16 protein-coding genes and 1 pseudogene are annotated in these 13,151 nt (G+C 58.7%); 9 read left to right on the top strand and 8 right to left on the bottom strand.

What is annotated here, in order from left to right; translation table 11 throughout:
• Positions 1–71 precede the first annotated feature (71 nt).
• Positions 72–398, bottom strand: coding sequence for an FAD/NAD(P)-binding protein (locus FHW37_RS31910; protein ID WP_145643590.1), 327 nt, complete (start codon positions 396–398; stop codon positions 72–74).
• Between the two features lie 257 nt (positions 399–655).
• Between FHW37_RS31910 and FHW37_RS33860 the strand changes: the two genes are divergently transcribed.
• From FHW37_RS33860 to FHW37_RS33850, 5 genes are all read left to right on the top strand, one after another.
• Positions 656–826, top strand: coding sequence for a hypothetical protein (locus FHW37_RS33860; protein ID WP_186458506.1), 171 nt, complete (start codon positions 656–658; stop codon positions 824–826).
• Positions 827–910: 84 nt separating this feature from the next.
• The gene (locus FHW37_RS31905) at positions 911–1,144 is read left to right on the top strand and encodes a DUF378 domain-containing protein (RefSeq protein WP_145643589.1); all 234 of its coding nucleotides are present in this window, start codon (positions 911–913) and stop codon (positions 1,142–1,144) included.
• Positions 1,145–1,251: 107 nt separating this feature from the next.
• On the top strand, positions 1,252–1,434 hold the full coding sequence (locus tag FHW37_RS33855; protein WP_186458505.1) for a hypothetical protein: 183 nt from the start codon (positions 1,252–1,254) through the stop codon (positions 1,432–1,434).
• A gap of 91 nt (positions 1,435–1,525) precedes the next feature.
• Positions 1,526–1,723 carry a hypothetical protein gene (locus FHW37_RS34365; RefSeq protein ID WP_145643597.1) on the top strand — a complete coding sequence of 66 codons (198 nt, stop codon included), beginning with the start codon at positions 1,526–1,528 and terminating at the stop codon, positions 1,721–1,723.
• A 16-nt stretch (positions 1,724–1,739) separates the two neighbouring features.
• Positions 1,740–2,006 (top strand): hypothetical protein, encoded by a 267-nt coding sequence (locus FHW37_RS33850; RefSeq protein WP_246691041.1) that lies wholly within the window; start codon positions 1,740–1,742, stop codon positions 2,004–2,006.
• A 677-nt stretch (positions 2,007–2,683) separates the two neighbouring features.
• On the opposite strand, the gene FHW37_RS31890 is transcribed toward FHW37_RS33850, so the two are convergent.
• From FHW37_RS31890 to FHW37_RS34635, 3 genes and pseudogenes are all read right to left on the bottom strand, one after another.
• The gene (locus tag FHW37_RS31890; protein ID WP_432442916.1) at positions 2,684–3,055 is read right to left on the bottom strand and encodes a response regulator; all 372 of its coding nucleotides are present in this window, start codon (positions 3,053–3,055) and stop codon (positions 2,684–2,686) included.
• Positions 3,052–3,696 carry a sensor histidine kinase gene (locus FHW37_RS31885; protein ID WP_348642858.1) on the bottom strand — a complete coding sequence of 215 codons (645 nt, stop codon included), beginning with the start codon at positions 3,694–3,696 and terminating at the stop codon, positions 3,052–3,054. Before FHW37_RS31885 ends, FHW37_RS31890 begins: the two co-directional genes overlap by 4 nt.
• Positions 3,673–4,401, bottom strand: a pseudogene (locus FHW37_RS34635) (GAF domain-containing protein); the annotation flags it as partial. The pseudogene FHW37_RS34635 and the gene FHW37_RS31885, both read right to left, overlap by 24 nt.
• Positions 4,402–4,551: 150 nt before the next feature.
• Between FHW37_RS34635 and FHW37_RS31880 the strand changes: the two are divergent.
• The gene (locus FHW37_RS31880) at positions 4,552–4,956 is read left to right on the top strand and encodes an EF-hand domain-containing protein (RefSeq protein WP_145643588.1); all 405 of its coding nucleotides are present in this window, start codon (positions 4,552–4,554) and stop codon (positions 4,954–4,956) included.
• A 134-nt stretch (positions 4,957–5,090) separates the two neighbouring features.
• Positions 5,091–5,915 carry an SDR family oxidoreductase gene (locus FHW37_RS31875; RefSeq protein WP_186458504.1) on the top strand — a complete coding sequence of 275 codons (825 nt, stop codon included), beginning with the start codon at positions 5,091–5,093 and terminating at the stop codon, positions 5,913–5,915.
• Between the two features lie 13 nt (positions 5,916–5,928).
• On the opposite strand, the gene FHW37_RS31870 is transcribed toward FHW37_RS31875, so the two are convergent.
• The 3 genes from FHW37_RS31870 to FHW37_RS31860 form a co-directional block, all read right to left on the bottom strand.
• Positions 5,929–6,837 carry a LysR family transcriptional regulator gene (locus tag FHW37_RS31870; protein ID WP_145643586.1) on the bottom strand — a complete coding sequence of 303 codons (909 nt, stop codon included), beginning with the start codon at positions 6,835–6,837 and terminating at the stop codon, positions 5,929–5,931.
• Positions 6,834–9,704 carry an ATP-binding protein gene (locus FHW37_RS31865; RefSeq protein ID WP_145643585.1) on the bottom strand — a complete coding sequence of 957 codons (2,871 nt, stop codon included), beginning with the start codon at positions 9,702–9,704 and terminating at the stop codon, positions 6,834–6,836. The genes FHW37_RS31870 and FHW37_RS31865 overlap by 4 nt, the downstream gene beginning before the upstream one ends.
• Before the next feature lie 171 nt (positions 9,705–9,875).
• Positions 9,876–10,559: a response regulator transcription factor gene (locus FHW37_RS31860; RefSeq protein WP_145643584.1), complete on the bottom strand. Its 684-nt coding sequence runs from the start codon at positions 10,557–10,559 to the stop codon at positions 9,876–9,878.
• Between the two features lie 271 nt (positions 10,560–10,830).
• Between FHW37_RS31860 and FHW37_RS31855 the strand changes: the two genes are divergently transcribed.
• Together FHW37_RS31855 and FHW37_RS31850 are read left to right on the top strand one after the other, a co-directional pair.
• A complete protein-coding gene (locus tag FHW37_RS31855) occupies positions 10,831–11,220 on the top strand; it encodes a nuclear transport factor 2 family protein (RefSeq protein ID WP_145643583.1) in 390 nt (129 codons plus the stop codon).
• Positions 11,221–11,289: 69 nt separating this feature from the next.
• On the top strand, positions 11,290–12,117 hold the full coding sequence (locus FHW37_RS31850) for an SDR family oxidoreductase (protein ID WP_186458503.1): 828 nt from the start codon (positions 11,290–11,292) through the stop codon (positions 12,115–12,117).
• Between the two features lie 29 nt (positions 12,118–12,146).
• Here the strand turns inward: FHW37_RS31850 and FHW37_RS31845 are convergent, their stop codons facing one another.
• The gene (locus tag FHW37_RS31845) at positions 12,147–13,115 is read right to left on the bottom strand and encodes an AraC family transcriptional regulator (protein WP_145643581.1); all 969 of its coding nucleotides are present in this window, start codon (positions 13,113–13,115) and stop codon (positions 12,147–12,149) included.
• Between the last annotated feature and the right edge of the window lie 36 nt (positions 13,116–13,151).

Here is a 13,151-nt window from a genome sequence, read left to right as displayed (position 1 = left end):
CCCGCTGAAAACATGCGAGGGACGGTTGAAACATGGGTCAATTCTCAATGGAAATATCGGGCTGCGCCGGGTCAGCTCTCAGTGGAAATCAACACGACACGAGGGTAGAACGCACGATCAGATATGTTGATGCGTTCAATCTCGAATTCCGACAGGTATTCCTCGGGTTGTTTGGCGAGCCAGGCAACAAGGGTGTCGGGAAGATCCGAGATTTCGATGCTTGGAATATTTGACAGCATCGCAGGACCGTTGATCCCTCGTTGGTAGGGCGTCCCCTTGCCGGCGACGTCCGAGGCTTCGAAAATAACGATTGCCAATGGGGACTTGGCCTTTATGAGATCTTGCAGGGCATACAAGGCTGTCGGGCCCGACCCGACGATGGCGACGCGTTTACGCATTTAGGGGCCCCAGCAGCGCGGGACGCACTGCGCAACCTCCTAACGGTAATGACAACAGCCTGTTCCAGGCATCGTCGGTCCATCGGTTTCAATTTAAGGGCGGCCACTTGATTAAGATCGAACGTGAAAGGCTAGATGGTCTCGTCTTCCACCTCCGATCTTTGACAACGTAGCGATCGCTAACCAATTTTAATTCAGTCTATAGGGAACAGTTTCCCTTTCCGCCCATTCACGACGCGAATTCTTGTGAGGGCACCATGACCATATCCGCTGAAACCTTCTTTAAGCCTGAGCGCGTGTCTGCTGAAGACAAGCTCGCGCTGACCACGCTGACTGCCAAAAATATTCTTGCCAGAGAAGCCGCCGAGCGCGCTGAAAAGAACGAGCGGCTGCGAGCGCTGCGTTTGGCCCAGCCGCAGGTGATGTAACGAAAACGAGAGCGCCGCTAAACCTGCGGAACTTAACGATGATCACGCCATTATGAACCGGGCGATATCAAAGGATCTAGAAAAATGCGCGCACTCAACCTCGTTACCCTGCTTCTGATCATTGTCGGCGGTATCAACTGGCTGCTCGTCGGCATTGCCGACTTCGACCTTGTTGCCGCTCTGTTTGGCGGCCAGCAGGCTGTTCTTTCGAAGATCGTTTACGTCCTGGTTGGCCTGTCGGCCCTTTACCAGCTCGTACCGTTCTCCAAGGCCCTTTCCATCGGCGAGCCGATGGCTGAAGGCCGCGTCGTTCGCTAACGGCGCAAACCGCTTCGCCCCCAACTGGTCATGGACTCCAGGCGGAGGTTGGCAGAAAGGGTCGGGGTATCACCTCGGCCCTTTTCGATTCAAAAGAGGATTATACGATGACGCAGAAGACGCTTGTGGAGGTTTCAGTGCCTCAAGCCGACGGCAGCACTCTCCCGTACGGTATCATGAACGCAGACCAGGCGGCGAAGCTCTGTGATGAGACATTCCAGAAAGATGTTGCCCATGAGCCTTTGGCTGCTGATGGGCCGCCAAACCAACTGCCCGTCGAAGCGATCTAAAAAATCGCCCACGCGACTTACTTCCAGAGATCTTTTTGCGGTTTCGCGCGTTTTACTCTCGCCGCATGTTTCTAGCGTAGGAGAGAACGCAATGGACCACGATAAAGCAGCTTGCAACGAATGTGCATTTTTCGAAGACCATGGCACCGAGCGCCAACATACCGATGATGGCGGTCTCTGTCGTTTCAACCCTCCGGTCACGCAGCCTGACGCTAACGAGCGCGGCTTGTGGCCTGTGGTCGCCACCAACGACTGGTGCGGACATTTTGCGCCCGAACATCGGGCATGAAGAGAAAGGGCGGCTGTTGGAAAATCTGAAGCCCTGTCAAAAAGTTCTGATTGTTGAAGATCAGTATCTCATTGCAATGATGATCGAGGATGCCGTGATATCGGCCGGCTTCGACGTTTGCGGTATGGCTGCATGCCGGCAAGACGCGGTAGACCTATTCGATGAGACCGATATCGCTCTCGTTGACGTTAACCTGCGCGACAGCAAGACCGGTCCGGACATCGGCGCCGAACTGGCGGCAGCCGGCAAGACCGTGATCTTTATGACAGGCAACCCGGAATAGGTTGCTAACGGTGTGTCAGGCGCTTTGGGCGTCATCTCCAAGCGGGTTCTCGACGCTGAACTTGCCGAGCTTGTTTCCTATGCCGCCGCGTACTGCGCTGGCGTCGATCACAATGCTCGCCCTCCCCGAAATCTCTTTGGGCCAGCTGTCTCGAAACAGCAAAACTCGGCAGGAGTGCGACCCCACGTCCCCGATCCGCGAGAGCGAGAATGTGATCCATGATGGTCGCGGAAATTGTCGTTGGAACTGTAACGTAGGCTTCAAACGTTACGTAACAACGGATCGCGCGTTCCAAATGAGAATTTTCATTTGCGACGGTTATCGATTGCTGAACATAGATCGTCCGGCATGCCGGATGGTTGTAGAAACTTGCAAAGCACTGCCATACTGCGCTTTCTTCACCGCAATCGCAGTCAGCGATCCGGACCGAACGAATCGGGCCGCGAGAGGTCACGTGGTCGGGAAAGACTTCTGAGCGCGAGAAACGCCTGATATGATCACTGTAGGCCTCGCTAAAGGCTGTTTTTGGATTCTCTCTGCAGCTCGGCCGGTTCGACATCTCATTCTTCGCGAACGACTTTATATCGGGATATGGCTGTGGGCTGTTGAGTGCCTGTCACAAGAGACTCGTGAGCATCGTCGCTCTCGAAACGAACATTTGGGGGGCCGTGCCTAAACTATCCCAACATCTGCCTGATCGTTTCGACGATCTGCTCTTCCCGATAGGGTTTGACGAAGAACACTGTTTCGGCAGGAATCCGGTCGCCAGGGTCTTCGATATGTCCCGAAACCACGATCACCTTGATCGGCGGCCACCTGTCGCGAATAATGGCCGCAAGGCGCATCCCATCGACGCCGCGCGGCATATCGACGTCAGTGAACACAATGCGGATATCGTTGCGTTCCTCCAAAATAGCCACGGCTTCTGCCGCGGCTACCGCATCATATCCTGCCGCTTCGACGAGGTCGACCGCAGCCAGACGCAACAGCGGCTCGTCTTCAACTACCAGGATGATTGCAACGTTTTTCGTGAGGTCAGTCATCATCATGATTGCCTCAGCTGCGAAACCAATGCCTGCATCGTCACTCGCAATCCATCCGGATCGTAATTGATCTCTGCGCCGCCTGTTCCCATCAATCCAAGTCGTATAAGTTTTGAGCCAAAACCTTTACCCGAAGGAGCCACGACCGAGGGGCCATTATGCTCGTTCCAGTCGAGAACAAGCGCCGTGTCTCCGTTGCCCTCCTGCGTTGTCCAGCGAACCGTAACCGTGCCCGTATCGTTCGACCATGCGCCATATTTCAGGGCGTTGGTGCCGAGTTCATGCATCAAAAGAGCCAGCGAAAGAGCCGAGCGCGGTCCTAGCTCCAGGTCTGGACCTGACATCGAGTAACGCTCGGGCAATGACAGCTGACGCAGGACGGAATCAATGACGGCCACCATACGCGCGGAAGACCAATCCTGCCCGAGCAGAACCTCGTGCGCTTTGGAGAGCGCGTGGAGACGGTTGGTAAATGCCTCGACTGGCCCTCGATCTGTCACTGGCCGCAAGGTCTGCGTCGCAATCGCCTGGACCATAGCCATCGTGTTCTTCAGGCGATGACTGATTTCGTGGTTCAGAACTTGCTGTTCCTGTTCGGCGCGGATCCTGGAGATGGCTTCACGCGTGCGATCGGCGATCGTGCGCACGAAATCGCGCTCTTCCGTCGTGAAGTCATGGGGCCTGTCGTAATGAACGTACATCACTCCAACAAACGCACCGTGCTCGATGATCGGGACATTGACGAGAACCGATATTCCGATCGAACGAAACAGCGCTGCCGAGTCTGACGTCCGGGGATCTTTCGCCACGTCTGGGATAATAACCGTCTCGCCGCGCTTGAGATCCTCGATGTACGACCCGTAGTTTCGAAACTGGTGTAGGCCAGCGACGGAAGAGACTCCTTCTGCTCGCCAGTCTGGCAGCATTTCAACGGTCTCGGCAATGGGATCCACAACGCCGTAGCCTGCTCTTGTGGCGCCTGCCAGATTGCGCGCCATGATCTCGGCTGCGGCAAATGCCACATCAGTGACACCGTGCAGCTCGCGGATTTTGTCGCCCAGCTCCAGAAGTGACAGCTGCCGGTCTTCCGCAACTTTTTGTCTCGTCGCATTCCGCGCGACCTTGATAAACCCTGAAATCGATGAAGCACCGCGGCTTGGAAGCGGGCGAAGGGTTCCGTCGAGAAACACCTTAGATCCGTCCGCTGTCTGGTGCCATCGCCTATCGACCGCTACGCCTTCTGTCGCGGCTTTACGCACTTCCAAAGCCGGAATGTCTGCCGCTCGATCCTCCTCCGTAAAGATCTCCGCGAATGGCCGGCCGATCATCTCCGCTTCTGACCAACCAAACGTCTCCTGCGCCCCCCGTCATGGTACCTCGGAGCGGGCCTGAGTTTCGCAGTGTTCGGTCGTGAGCGGAAAGCATGCTTTCAGCACGGATCGCCCCAGCTTCGCGCAAGCCCGGGAAGCGACAGATGTCCCGCAACCGGAGATGGAGATTCCATGCGAGTAGGATCAGCTTCAGACATCTACCAACTTTTCGTACCCAAAGCGAAAATCAAAGACAACGCCGAGGCACCCGAAGAGCGACCAGCGCCGACAATCAGCAGCTCTGGCAGCGGCTTCGGAAACAACGAGATCGCAGCCGCGTTCCTCGCCCGGCTCGCCAAAAGCAACTTCGAACGTGACGATACGAATGGCGATGGTTTCGTCGACCAGAAAGAGTACATCGACGCCAAGACACAGGTCAGATCCGACGGCTATCAGGCAAGCGCGTCCGACGTTCAGAAAACGTGGAGCGAACTGGACAAGGACGGAAAGGGCCGTCTCAACGAGCAGGAGTACGCCGAGGGGTTCTCATCGATGTTCCAGGTCAAAGCCGGGACCTTCAATAAACCGCTTAGATAGGCGCTAATCACGCTGCACCGATATCGGGACGGAATCGATTGTCCCGATATCGTCACCGGGTCATGCCATTTGAATGGCATTCTCTCGTACGCTTTCGACCGCTACCTTCCAGCTCACCAATGAGGAAGCAGGATATGAGTGATCGAAAGAAAATCTTCGTTACCGGAGCATCGTCCGGCGTCGGGAAGGCCATTTGCCAGCTTTTCCTGAAAAAGGGCTGGCAGGTCATCGCGACCTTGAGAATCCCGGAGACGTACGGAGAGGCGGAGACCGCGGACCTCTCGATCCTACCTCTCGATGTCACCGACAAGCACTCGATCGAACGGGCGCTCGCAATCGCTTACGAGCGTCATGGCGCTATCGATGTTGTCGTAAACAACGCCGGGTTCGGCGAGTTCGGAGTTTTCGAAGGGATCGAAGACGATCGCATCAGGGCCAATTTCGAGGTGAACGTCTTCGGCGTCATGAACGTCATACGTGCCGTTCTCCCGCGCATGCGGGACGTGGGCCGCGGCACGATCGTCAATATCAGCTCCGGCGGCGGGATCATCGGGCTTCCCGCGACTTCGATCTACCTTTCGACAAAGTTCGCGCTCGAGGGCTTCACGGAGTCGATCTGGTACGAGCTTGACGGATTGGGCATCGGCATCAAGCTCATCGAGCCAGGTGGGATCGAGACCCCGTTTCTCCAGAAGATCGCCGGGCAAGCCACGGTCAACATACCTCCCCATGACTACGCGGAGTTTCAGCTGAAAATCCGTCGACGCATGGACGAGTTGTCCTGGGAGCGATCCACGGCCTTAGAGATCGCCGATGTCGTCTGGGAGGCGTCAACCGACGGCAAGAAACAGCTGCGCTACTTCCATGGACCGGGTATCCAGCATCTCGTCCACTCGCGCCGCACTGCCGGAGAGCCTGCTTACGAGAAGCTGATACGGGCGGAATTCGGTTTCGCTTGATCGAGGAGGGCACTCAAGGCGTGGTCCCATGGGTGTGTCGTCTCACAAAATCGACGAACGCCTTCAACCCCGCCGAGAGATCGCTTCTCATCGGATAGTAAAGCTGTAGGCCGGGGAACGGAGGCGTCCATTCCTCCAGCAGTCTGCAAAGTCGTCCGTCCGCCACGTGCTTTCTGACGAGAGGATAGCCCGTATAGGCAATCCCATGATCTCCGAGCGCCGCTTCTATGGCCAGCGCATAGGAGTTGACTGTGAGGCGGCCGGGTACCTGCACCGAGAACGCACCGTTTAACCCGGAAAACTCCCACGCGTACATCGCGCCACCCGGCATCCTGAGGCGTATGCAGTCATGTCTCGAAAGATCGTGAGGGCTGGAGGGACGCGCCAAGCGGTCCAGATATTTCGGAGACGCGACGACCGCCATCTCGTATCGGTCCGAGCCGATCTTCACGCCGATCATGTCACGGGGGACCGCTTCGGCGAACCGTATTCCAGCGTCGAAACCCTCCGCTACGATATCGACGAACTTGCCGTCGGCAACGATGTCGAGGGACATTTCGGGGTGGGCGGCCAGGAACGCCAGGAACATCGGCCGCATCAACTGAAGAGCCATCCCTTCACTCGTACTGATGCGGAGCGTTCCCCTCGGCGTCGAGCGGAAGCGGTTCAATCGGTCGATCGCTCCGTCGATCGTGCCAACGGCACCATGTATCTCCGACAGAAAGGCCTCGCCCTCATCCGTGAGGAACACGCTTCGCGTAGTCCGCCTGAACAGACGCACCCCGAGATCAGCCTCGAGCCTGGCCACGGCGCGACTGAGCGCCGATCGGGAGATGTCGAGCTGGGCAGCCGCGACGCGAAAATTACGGCTCGCACTCAGCGCGATAACGCACCGGAGCGACTGTAGGTCGAGGTCCCTCATGCACTTTCAGACAGGTCTGTCGAAACGGCGCTGATCTCGCTCGAGCGCGGCACCTGGCCGTCGAAGCTCTGACCGCCGCCATAAGGTGGGCATTGGACGAGGTCCATGTAGAAAACCCGTTCCTCATGAGGAAGCTTTGCCAGCGTCTCGTCGAACATCTCTTCGGCTTCCGCTGGGTTCAGCATCCGTCTGAGCGTTGTGGCGGCTCGTAACTCGTGAAGCGAATTTCCGCTGTCGCGGGCCGTCTCGTAAGCCTTTCTGAGGTCCGCGTTGCCCTCGGCGATGTGCCCTTCGAGGGGGCCTGAAATCAGTAACGTGCCCCTTATTCGCAGGAGATCGGACATCTGGAATATCTCTCCGCCAGTCCGCGCGGTGCTGATCGCGGTCTCGATGTGCCGCGTTGCGTGCGATACTTCCCCGAGGGCGGCATATGCTTCTGCTAAGGCAGCATAAAAGCTCACCAGCATATGATCGTGGTTTCGGGATGTCATGACGTCGATCGCGCTTACCAGCATCGTCACGCCTTCCGCCGCAGAGCCCTGGTGCACGCGGATTTCCCCGCGAAGCCCTTTGCTGACCGCATGGAACGCGGCAAGGGAATGTCGTTCAGAAACTTCGGCCAACCTTTCGATCATGCCGTTGGCGACCGCCAGATCGCCTTTCCAGATGGCATTTGAAGCGGCGTATGCGAGAGCGATGCAAAGCGGAATGGGATGGCTGTAAGCGGCGGCGCTGTCGATCGCGTCGCGAGCGGTGATTTCCGACCGCCTGCCGTCGCCCTGGAAGAGCTGTACGCGCGCGAGCTGGACCTTTGCCCGAATGAATTGGGTGAACACCACGAGTGTCAGATCGAGATCGACTGAGCCGCCGACCGGACATGATTCTTCGAGGACCCCGCGGGCAGCGATGAAGTCACCGTTGTAGGCATGGCAGATGCCCTTCATCCAGAGCACAAGCCGCCTGGCGACGACGTCGGACGATCCCATGCATGCTGTCTCGGCGGCATCGACTATGCGCGCGCCGGCGTAGCAGTTTCCCGCCCGCATGAGGAAAATGTTGAAGCCCGCGATGATTTCGAGCCTGAGCCTCAGATTGCCGAGGTTGTCTGCGATGTCCAGGGCGCGTTCGAACGAAGCCGTGACGATATCCCGCGCCTCTCTGACGATGATTCCCGAAACCGCACGCGCCTGATGCAGCAGAGCCTCCGCGACCTCGTCGATTATCACCGAAGGAAGCGACGAGAGCGCCCGATCGCTCCACCTGAAACATTCCTCGAGAAGGGATAGCTCCAGGAACAGCGGGGACGAATAGGCGACGAGTTGGGCTCCGAGCTCCGGGTCACCAGACTCGCTGTAACACCAATCGATCGCGCTTCTGACGTTCGCCAACGCCTCGGGAAAGGTTTTCGATAGACCGCTCAGATGAAACGGGTCCGCCTTTCGGGCATGGGCCCTGAGTAGATCGAGGAAATACTCCGCATGGGCGCGCGCCACGCGCTCTACCTCCGGCGCGTCGCAGTGTAGCTTGTCGAGCGCGTATGCTTTCGTCGTTTCCGCCAGCCTGTATCTCAGCGCGCCGTTTGCGCTCAGGACACGGGAGATCAGCGATTTGTCCGCCAGCGAGTCGAGCACGTCGTCGGTCTCGATCCGAGATATTTTCGACGCCGCCTCGGCGGTGAACGGCCCGCTCAGCCATCCGGCTCTCCGCAGGACCAGCTTTTCGTCCGGTGACAGGAGGTTATAGCTCCAATCATGCAGGGCCAGCACGGTCTGGTGACGTGGAAGCGCGGTCCGACGGCCGCCCCAATGGATTCCAAACCTCTGCTGGAGCAACTCGAGTGTCCGGGAAAGGCCGTGAGACGCGGCGCGCGCCGCCGTCAGCTCAAGGGCGAGAGCCATCCCGTCGAGCCTGCGGCATATCTCCGCTGCAAGATCGATTTCACCTCGCCCGAGCTCGGTCGCGCCACCTGCCGCCGCCATCCGGTCGAGAAACAACTGTACCGCCGGAAAACGGCGGCTGTCATCGCCGACCACGTCAGGGGCTGGCGTCCTCAAAGGAGCGATCTTGTAGACTTGCTCGCCTTCGACCCGCAGCGCTTCGCGACTGGTCGCGAGGATGCAAAGCTCCGGGCAGTAACGGTGCGCCCGTTCCGCCAACGCGGCCGCGGCTTCGATGACATGCTCGCAGTTGTCGAGGAGAAGGAGGATTCTTTTCTCCTTGAGGAAATTGCAGACCACGGCAACGGCCGCCTGCGCGGGAGCTGCGACGCCGAGATGGGAGGCGACGGTTGTCGCGACCAAGGCTCCATCCGTCACCGGAGCGAGATCGACAAAAAGAACACCGTCCCGGAAACCATCCGACATCTTGTGAGCCGCGGCGATCGCGAGCGTGGTCTTGCCCATTCCACCCGCGCCGAGAACGGTGACGAACCGATGGGATACGAGACGCTCGCAAGTTTCTTCCAATGCCGCCTCCCGCCCGATCATTCTGAAGAGCGGCGGGGGAAGGTGATTTTCGTTTTTCGCTATCGGTGCCGCAACTGTGTCACTTCGTGCGATGTCGCTCTCGATTTCCGCCGAAAGCATGTAGCCGCGACCGGACACGTTGCTGATAAACGCCGCGCCGCTATCATTCGTCCCGAGCGATTTCCGCAGTGCCGAGATATGCACCCGCAGGCTCACCTCGTCGACGACGGTATCCGGCCAGGCTCTGGCGGTCAGATCGCGCTTGGAGACAACAGTACCGCCGTTTTCCACGAGAACCGACAGAAGGTCGAACGCACGGCTTCCGATCGACACTGGAACGCCGTCGCGTTCCAGTCGTCGTTCTATCGGCAGAAGCCTGAACGACCCGAACCTGTAGGACATTCGCGATCTCCCGCAGCAGCCGGGTTTCCCGGCGGAGGCGACCGATTCTTACAGGTTGGACGCGGCCGCTGTTGAACACTGCGGCCTCTGGATTCCCGAGGGCGCTTTGCCAAGATACGCCCCCGCGCGACGTTGCGCGATGCAAACCAAAGTATGCATAGCAATACGCGTCTAGTTGAGGGCCGTAATCTTTCGCCGCTCTGTCGATTCAGCGAATGTCTGCTGAAGGATGTCGTACTTCCTGACAAGGTCCGGCAATGCGCGCGAGTTCATTTTCCGCATTACCCTCCCGCGATGAACCTTGACCATGATCTCGCTGATACCGAGGTCATAAGCGATAATCTTGTTCATCAGGCCGCTCGTGACGGCTTCGAAAACCTGGCGTTCCCGGGGGGTGAGGCTGACTGCGCAGGACCTGATCGACTGGCGGGCGATGAAGGCGCTCCGTTCCCGATGGTCCAGCTCGAACGCCGCTGCGACGGCCCGAAGCAAGGCGTGCTTGTCAATCGGCTTGAGCAGGAAGTCCACCGCACCGGATTTCATCGCTTCGACGCTGGCGCGAACATCGTCCACCTGACTGACATAGATGACGGGGAGGGGAGCGCCGGGCTGGTCCCGGATCATACCGCAATCCATGCTGCCCTGATCCGCGCTGATCACGACGCACCCGGCGCGGGGCCCATCTGAAACGGAAGCGAATTCTTCGCTATCGTCATATTCAGCCACGTCGTAGCCGTTGTCACGAAGCAAGCGGGCCACTGCGGCGCGGCTTGCGAGGTCGCTTTCGACCAGATGGACAGTCTGCTGCGGTGCGGGCGACTGGCTGGCCATATGGATGTCGGTGCTGAGTTGCATGTCTGAATCTCCTCGCTGTTGACCACATCACTTTCGGCGAGAGAGTTCGTGTCGGCGAGTTTAGAGACGTTGGAATGCGAAAAGGTATGTTGGAGGCCTGAAGTTTTGTTGGAGTGCGGAAACAAACTGAAACCGCAAAACGCGCCTTATCCCTGATCTTTCGATATAGCCGAGGTAAATCAGTCATATAACGAAACTTAACGAGCATTAACTGCGTTGGATCGACGGAGCTGGAGTATTCCTCAGGGCATAGAAGCCCGGAGACAGATCGATGGCCTACCGACAACCACAAAACTTACAGGTCATCCGCCCGGTGCAGGTACTGCCGGAGACGATCGACGATTTCTTTACCGCCCTGAACGACGAAGATCTCGCCGGAGTTGTCAGGGGCTTCGCCAGTGATGCGGTCATCAACGACCAGATGCAGGAACTGTCCGGGATCGAAGAGATCATCGGCTGGGCCGAACAGGACATCATCGGCTTTCATGTTCGTGCGGCGATCCTGGATACCCGACTCCGGCCCTCCGGTGCGATCGTTTCGGCGAAAATCACGGGCGATTTCAATGCCCCCGGCCTGCCCGAACCGCTGATCATGCTCTTTTACTTCGTGCTCAGCGACAACCTCATCGATCAACTCATTATCCTGAGGAGCGGCGTGTGATCCGCCGGACCTACGGCATTTTGCGAGATGCCCACCAAGACACAATCATCAGTCACAGGAGTATTTAAAATGTCCGAATTCTCGAAAGTGGTCGTGCTCGGCGGAAGCGGCATGATCGGAGCGAGGGTTGTCGAAAGTCTGAAGGGTCTCGACGTCGAGGTCGTCGCGGCTTCCCGCCGAACCGGAGTCAACACGACCACCGGGGAGGGGCTCCTGCAGGCCATCTCCGGGGCGGACGTCGTCGTCGATGCGTCGGATGTCCACTCGTTCGACGAGGAGACGCTTCGGGACTTTTTCGTCGTTTCGGGAAGGAACGTCGCGAAGGCGGAGATGGAGGCGGGCGTCAAGCACCATGTGACGTTGTCGATCGTGGGAGTAGATCATCTGCCCGGCAACCCATACTACGCCGCCAAGGCGCGCCAGGAGCAGGTGGCCCAATCTTCCGGGACCCCTTTCACGATCGTCAGGTCCACCCAGTTTTTCGAGTTCCTGCCCACCATTTCCGGGGGGTTCGCAAAGCAGAACTCGGTAAATCCCCCCGACGCGCTTCTGCAGCCTATCGCCGCCGACGATGTGGGAAGTATTCTGGCCGAGATCGCATTGGAAAAGCCGAGAAATGCGGTGGTTCAGATCGCGGGCCCCGAGCGCGACGCCATCGCGCACTGGCTGCGCAGGGCGTTTTCCGTCACGAACGACACGAGGGTAGTCGCCGCCGACAAGACGGCGACCTGGTTCGGGGCACCCTTGGAACAGGAATCCCTGGTTCCGGCCCATCCGGATCGCATGGGGACAATGTTTTTCGACCCGTGGTGCACGAGCCAGTCGGCTCGCCTGGCGCTTAGTGGCAATCGCTATGCCACCGCCTCGGCGGAGTTGGAGCGGCAGATCAAAGTCTGACGCCACCGCGCATCACACTCGGGTCCCAATCAAATCCGCCCGGCGGTCCGGCCGCTATCGAGCCGAGCGGCATCGTGTTGCCGCTCAACCACACGATCGCCGTCGACGGACCGTCTCGGCGAGGTTCCGTACACGCGCTTGAAGGCGGCTCCGAAAGCCGCCTCCGAGCCGTAGCCCACGTCGTTGGCGACCTGCGCGATCGTTGCGATCCGATCTCTGAGCGCTTCGCGGGCCAGCGTCATGCGCCACCGCGTAAGGTACTCCAGCGGAGGTTCTCCGACGACCCGCGCGAAGCGTACGGCGAACTGCGATCTCGAGAGACCGCTTGTCGAGGCCAAGTCGCCGACACGCCAATGTCTTCCGGGTGCGGCATGCATGGCCGAGAGCGCTTTGACGATTTGAGGATCGGAAAGGGCGGCAATCCAACCGACAGCCTGGCCGTCATTGGCGTGGCTCCGGATCATCTCCACGAAGATCATATGCATGATCTCTTCACATATGATCTCGGCCCCGGGGCGTGCCTCGGTCAATTCGGCTTCCAGCCGCAGCAGCAGCCCCCTTATCCATACGGCGGTCGCAGTTCTGGCCCTCAACAGGAGAACCGCTGGAAGGGACGTGGTGAGGAACTCCATGTTCCTGTCCGATGTCATCCTGCCGCCGACGAATGTCACCGATGGCCCGACGCCATTGTCGAGTTGCGCGAAGCCGGCGGTGGCGTCGGCAAATACCCGTTCCGCGGATAGCACCCTACTCGAACGGTCGTTGCCAACGGTGAAGGGCGTGGCCCTTGTCAGCAGGAAGCAGTCCCCGCTTTGAAGATTGTAGCTTTCATGCCCATCCACATCGAGGAAGCATGCGCCTTCCGTGACCGCGTTGAATTTCATGCCGTCGTGCATTTCGACGCGGACAGCAAAGCGTCCTTTCGCGCGGAGACCTGTCGACAAAACTCCACGCGCGCGGGTCAGCCGCAAGATGTCTGAAAAGGGATCGGACGACATTCCGGACGTTCGCTACAGATTACAGGAGTATTGAAT

The sequence above is a fragment of the Neorhizobium alkalisoli genome, from assembly GCF_007829835.1.
GTDB lineage: Bacteria > Pseudomonadota > Alphaproteobacteria > Rhizobiales > Rhizobiaceae > Neorhizobium.
Note: the sequence above shows the minus strand (reverse complement) of the source record. Positions and strands in the feature narration are given on the sequence as shown.

Bases quoted from the DNA above. Each gene is read 5' to 3' on its own strand.
- FHW37_RS31910 (WP_145643590.1), bottom strand. From the start codon at position 398: ATGCGTAAACGCGTCGCCATCGTCGGGTCGGGCCCGACAGCCTTGTAT.
- FHW37_RS33860 (WP_186458506.1), top strand. From the start codon at position 656: ATGACCATATCCGCTGAAACCTTCTTTAAGCCTGAGCGCGTGTCTGCT.
- FHW37_RS31905 (WP_145643589.1), top strand. From the start codon at position 911: ATGCGCGCACTCAACCTCGTTACCCTGCTTCTGATCATTGTCGGCGGT.
- FHW37_RS33855 (WP_186458505.1), top strand. From the start codon at position 1,252: ATGACGCAGAAGACGCTTGTGGAGGTTTCAGTGCCTCAAGCCGACGGC.
- FHW37_RS34365 (WP_145643597.1), top strand. From the start codon at position 1,526: ATGGACCACGATAAAGCAGCTTGCAACGAATGTGCATTTTTCGAAGAC.
- FHW37_RS31890 (WP_432442916.1), bottom strand. From the start codon at position 3,055: ATGATGATGACTGACCTCACGAAAAACGTTGCAATCATCCTGGTAGTT.
- FHW37_RS31880 (WP_145643588.1), top strand. From the start codon at position 4,552: ATGCGAGTAGGATCAGCTTCAGACATCTACCAACTTTTCGTACCCAAA.
- FHW37_RS31875 (WP_186458504.1), top strand. From the start codon at position 5,091: ATGAGTGATCGAAAGAAAATCTTCGTTACCGGAGCATCGTCCGGCGTC.
- FHW37_RS31870 (WP_145643586.1), bottom strand. From the start codon at position 6,837: ATGAGGGACCTCGACCTACAGTCGCTCCGGTGCGTTATCGCGCTGAGT.
- FHW37_RS31865 (WP_145643585.1), bottom strand. From the start codon at position 9,704: ATGTCCTACAGGTTCGGGTCGTTCAGGCTTCTGCCGATAGAACGACGA.
- FHW37_RS31860 (WP_145643584.1), bottom strand. From the start codon at position 10,559: ATGCAACTCAGCACCGACATCCATATGGCCAGCCAGTCGCCCGCACCG.
- FHW37_RS31855 (WP_145643583.1), top strand. From the start codon at position 10,831: ATGGCCTACCGACAACCACAAAACTTACAGGTCATCCGCCCGGTGCAG.
- FHW37_RS31850 (WP_186458503.1), top strand. From the start codon at position 11,290: ATGTCCGAATTCTCGAAAGTGGTCGTGCTCGGCGGAAGCGGCATGATC.
- FHW37_RS31845 (WP_145643581.1), bottom strand. From the start codon at position 13,115: ATGTCGTCCGATCCCTTTTCAGACATCTTGCGGCTGACCCGCGCGCGT.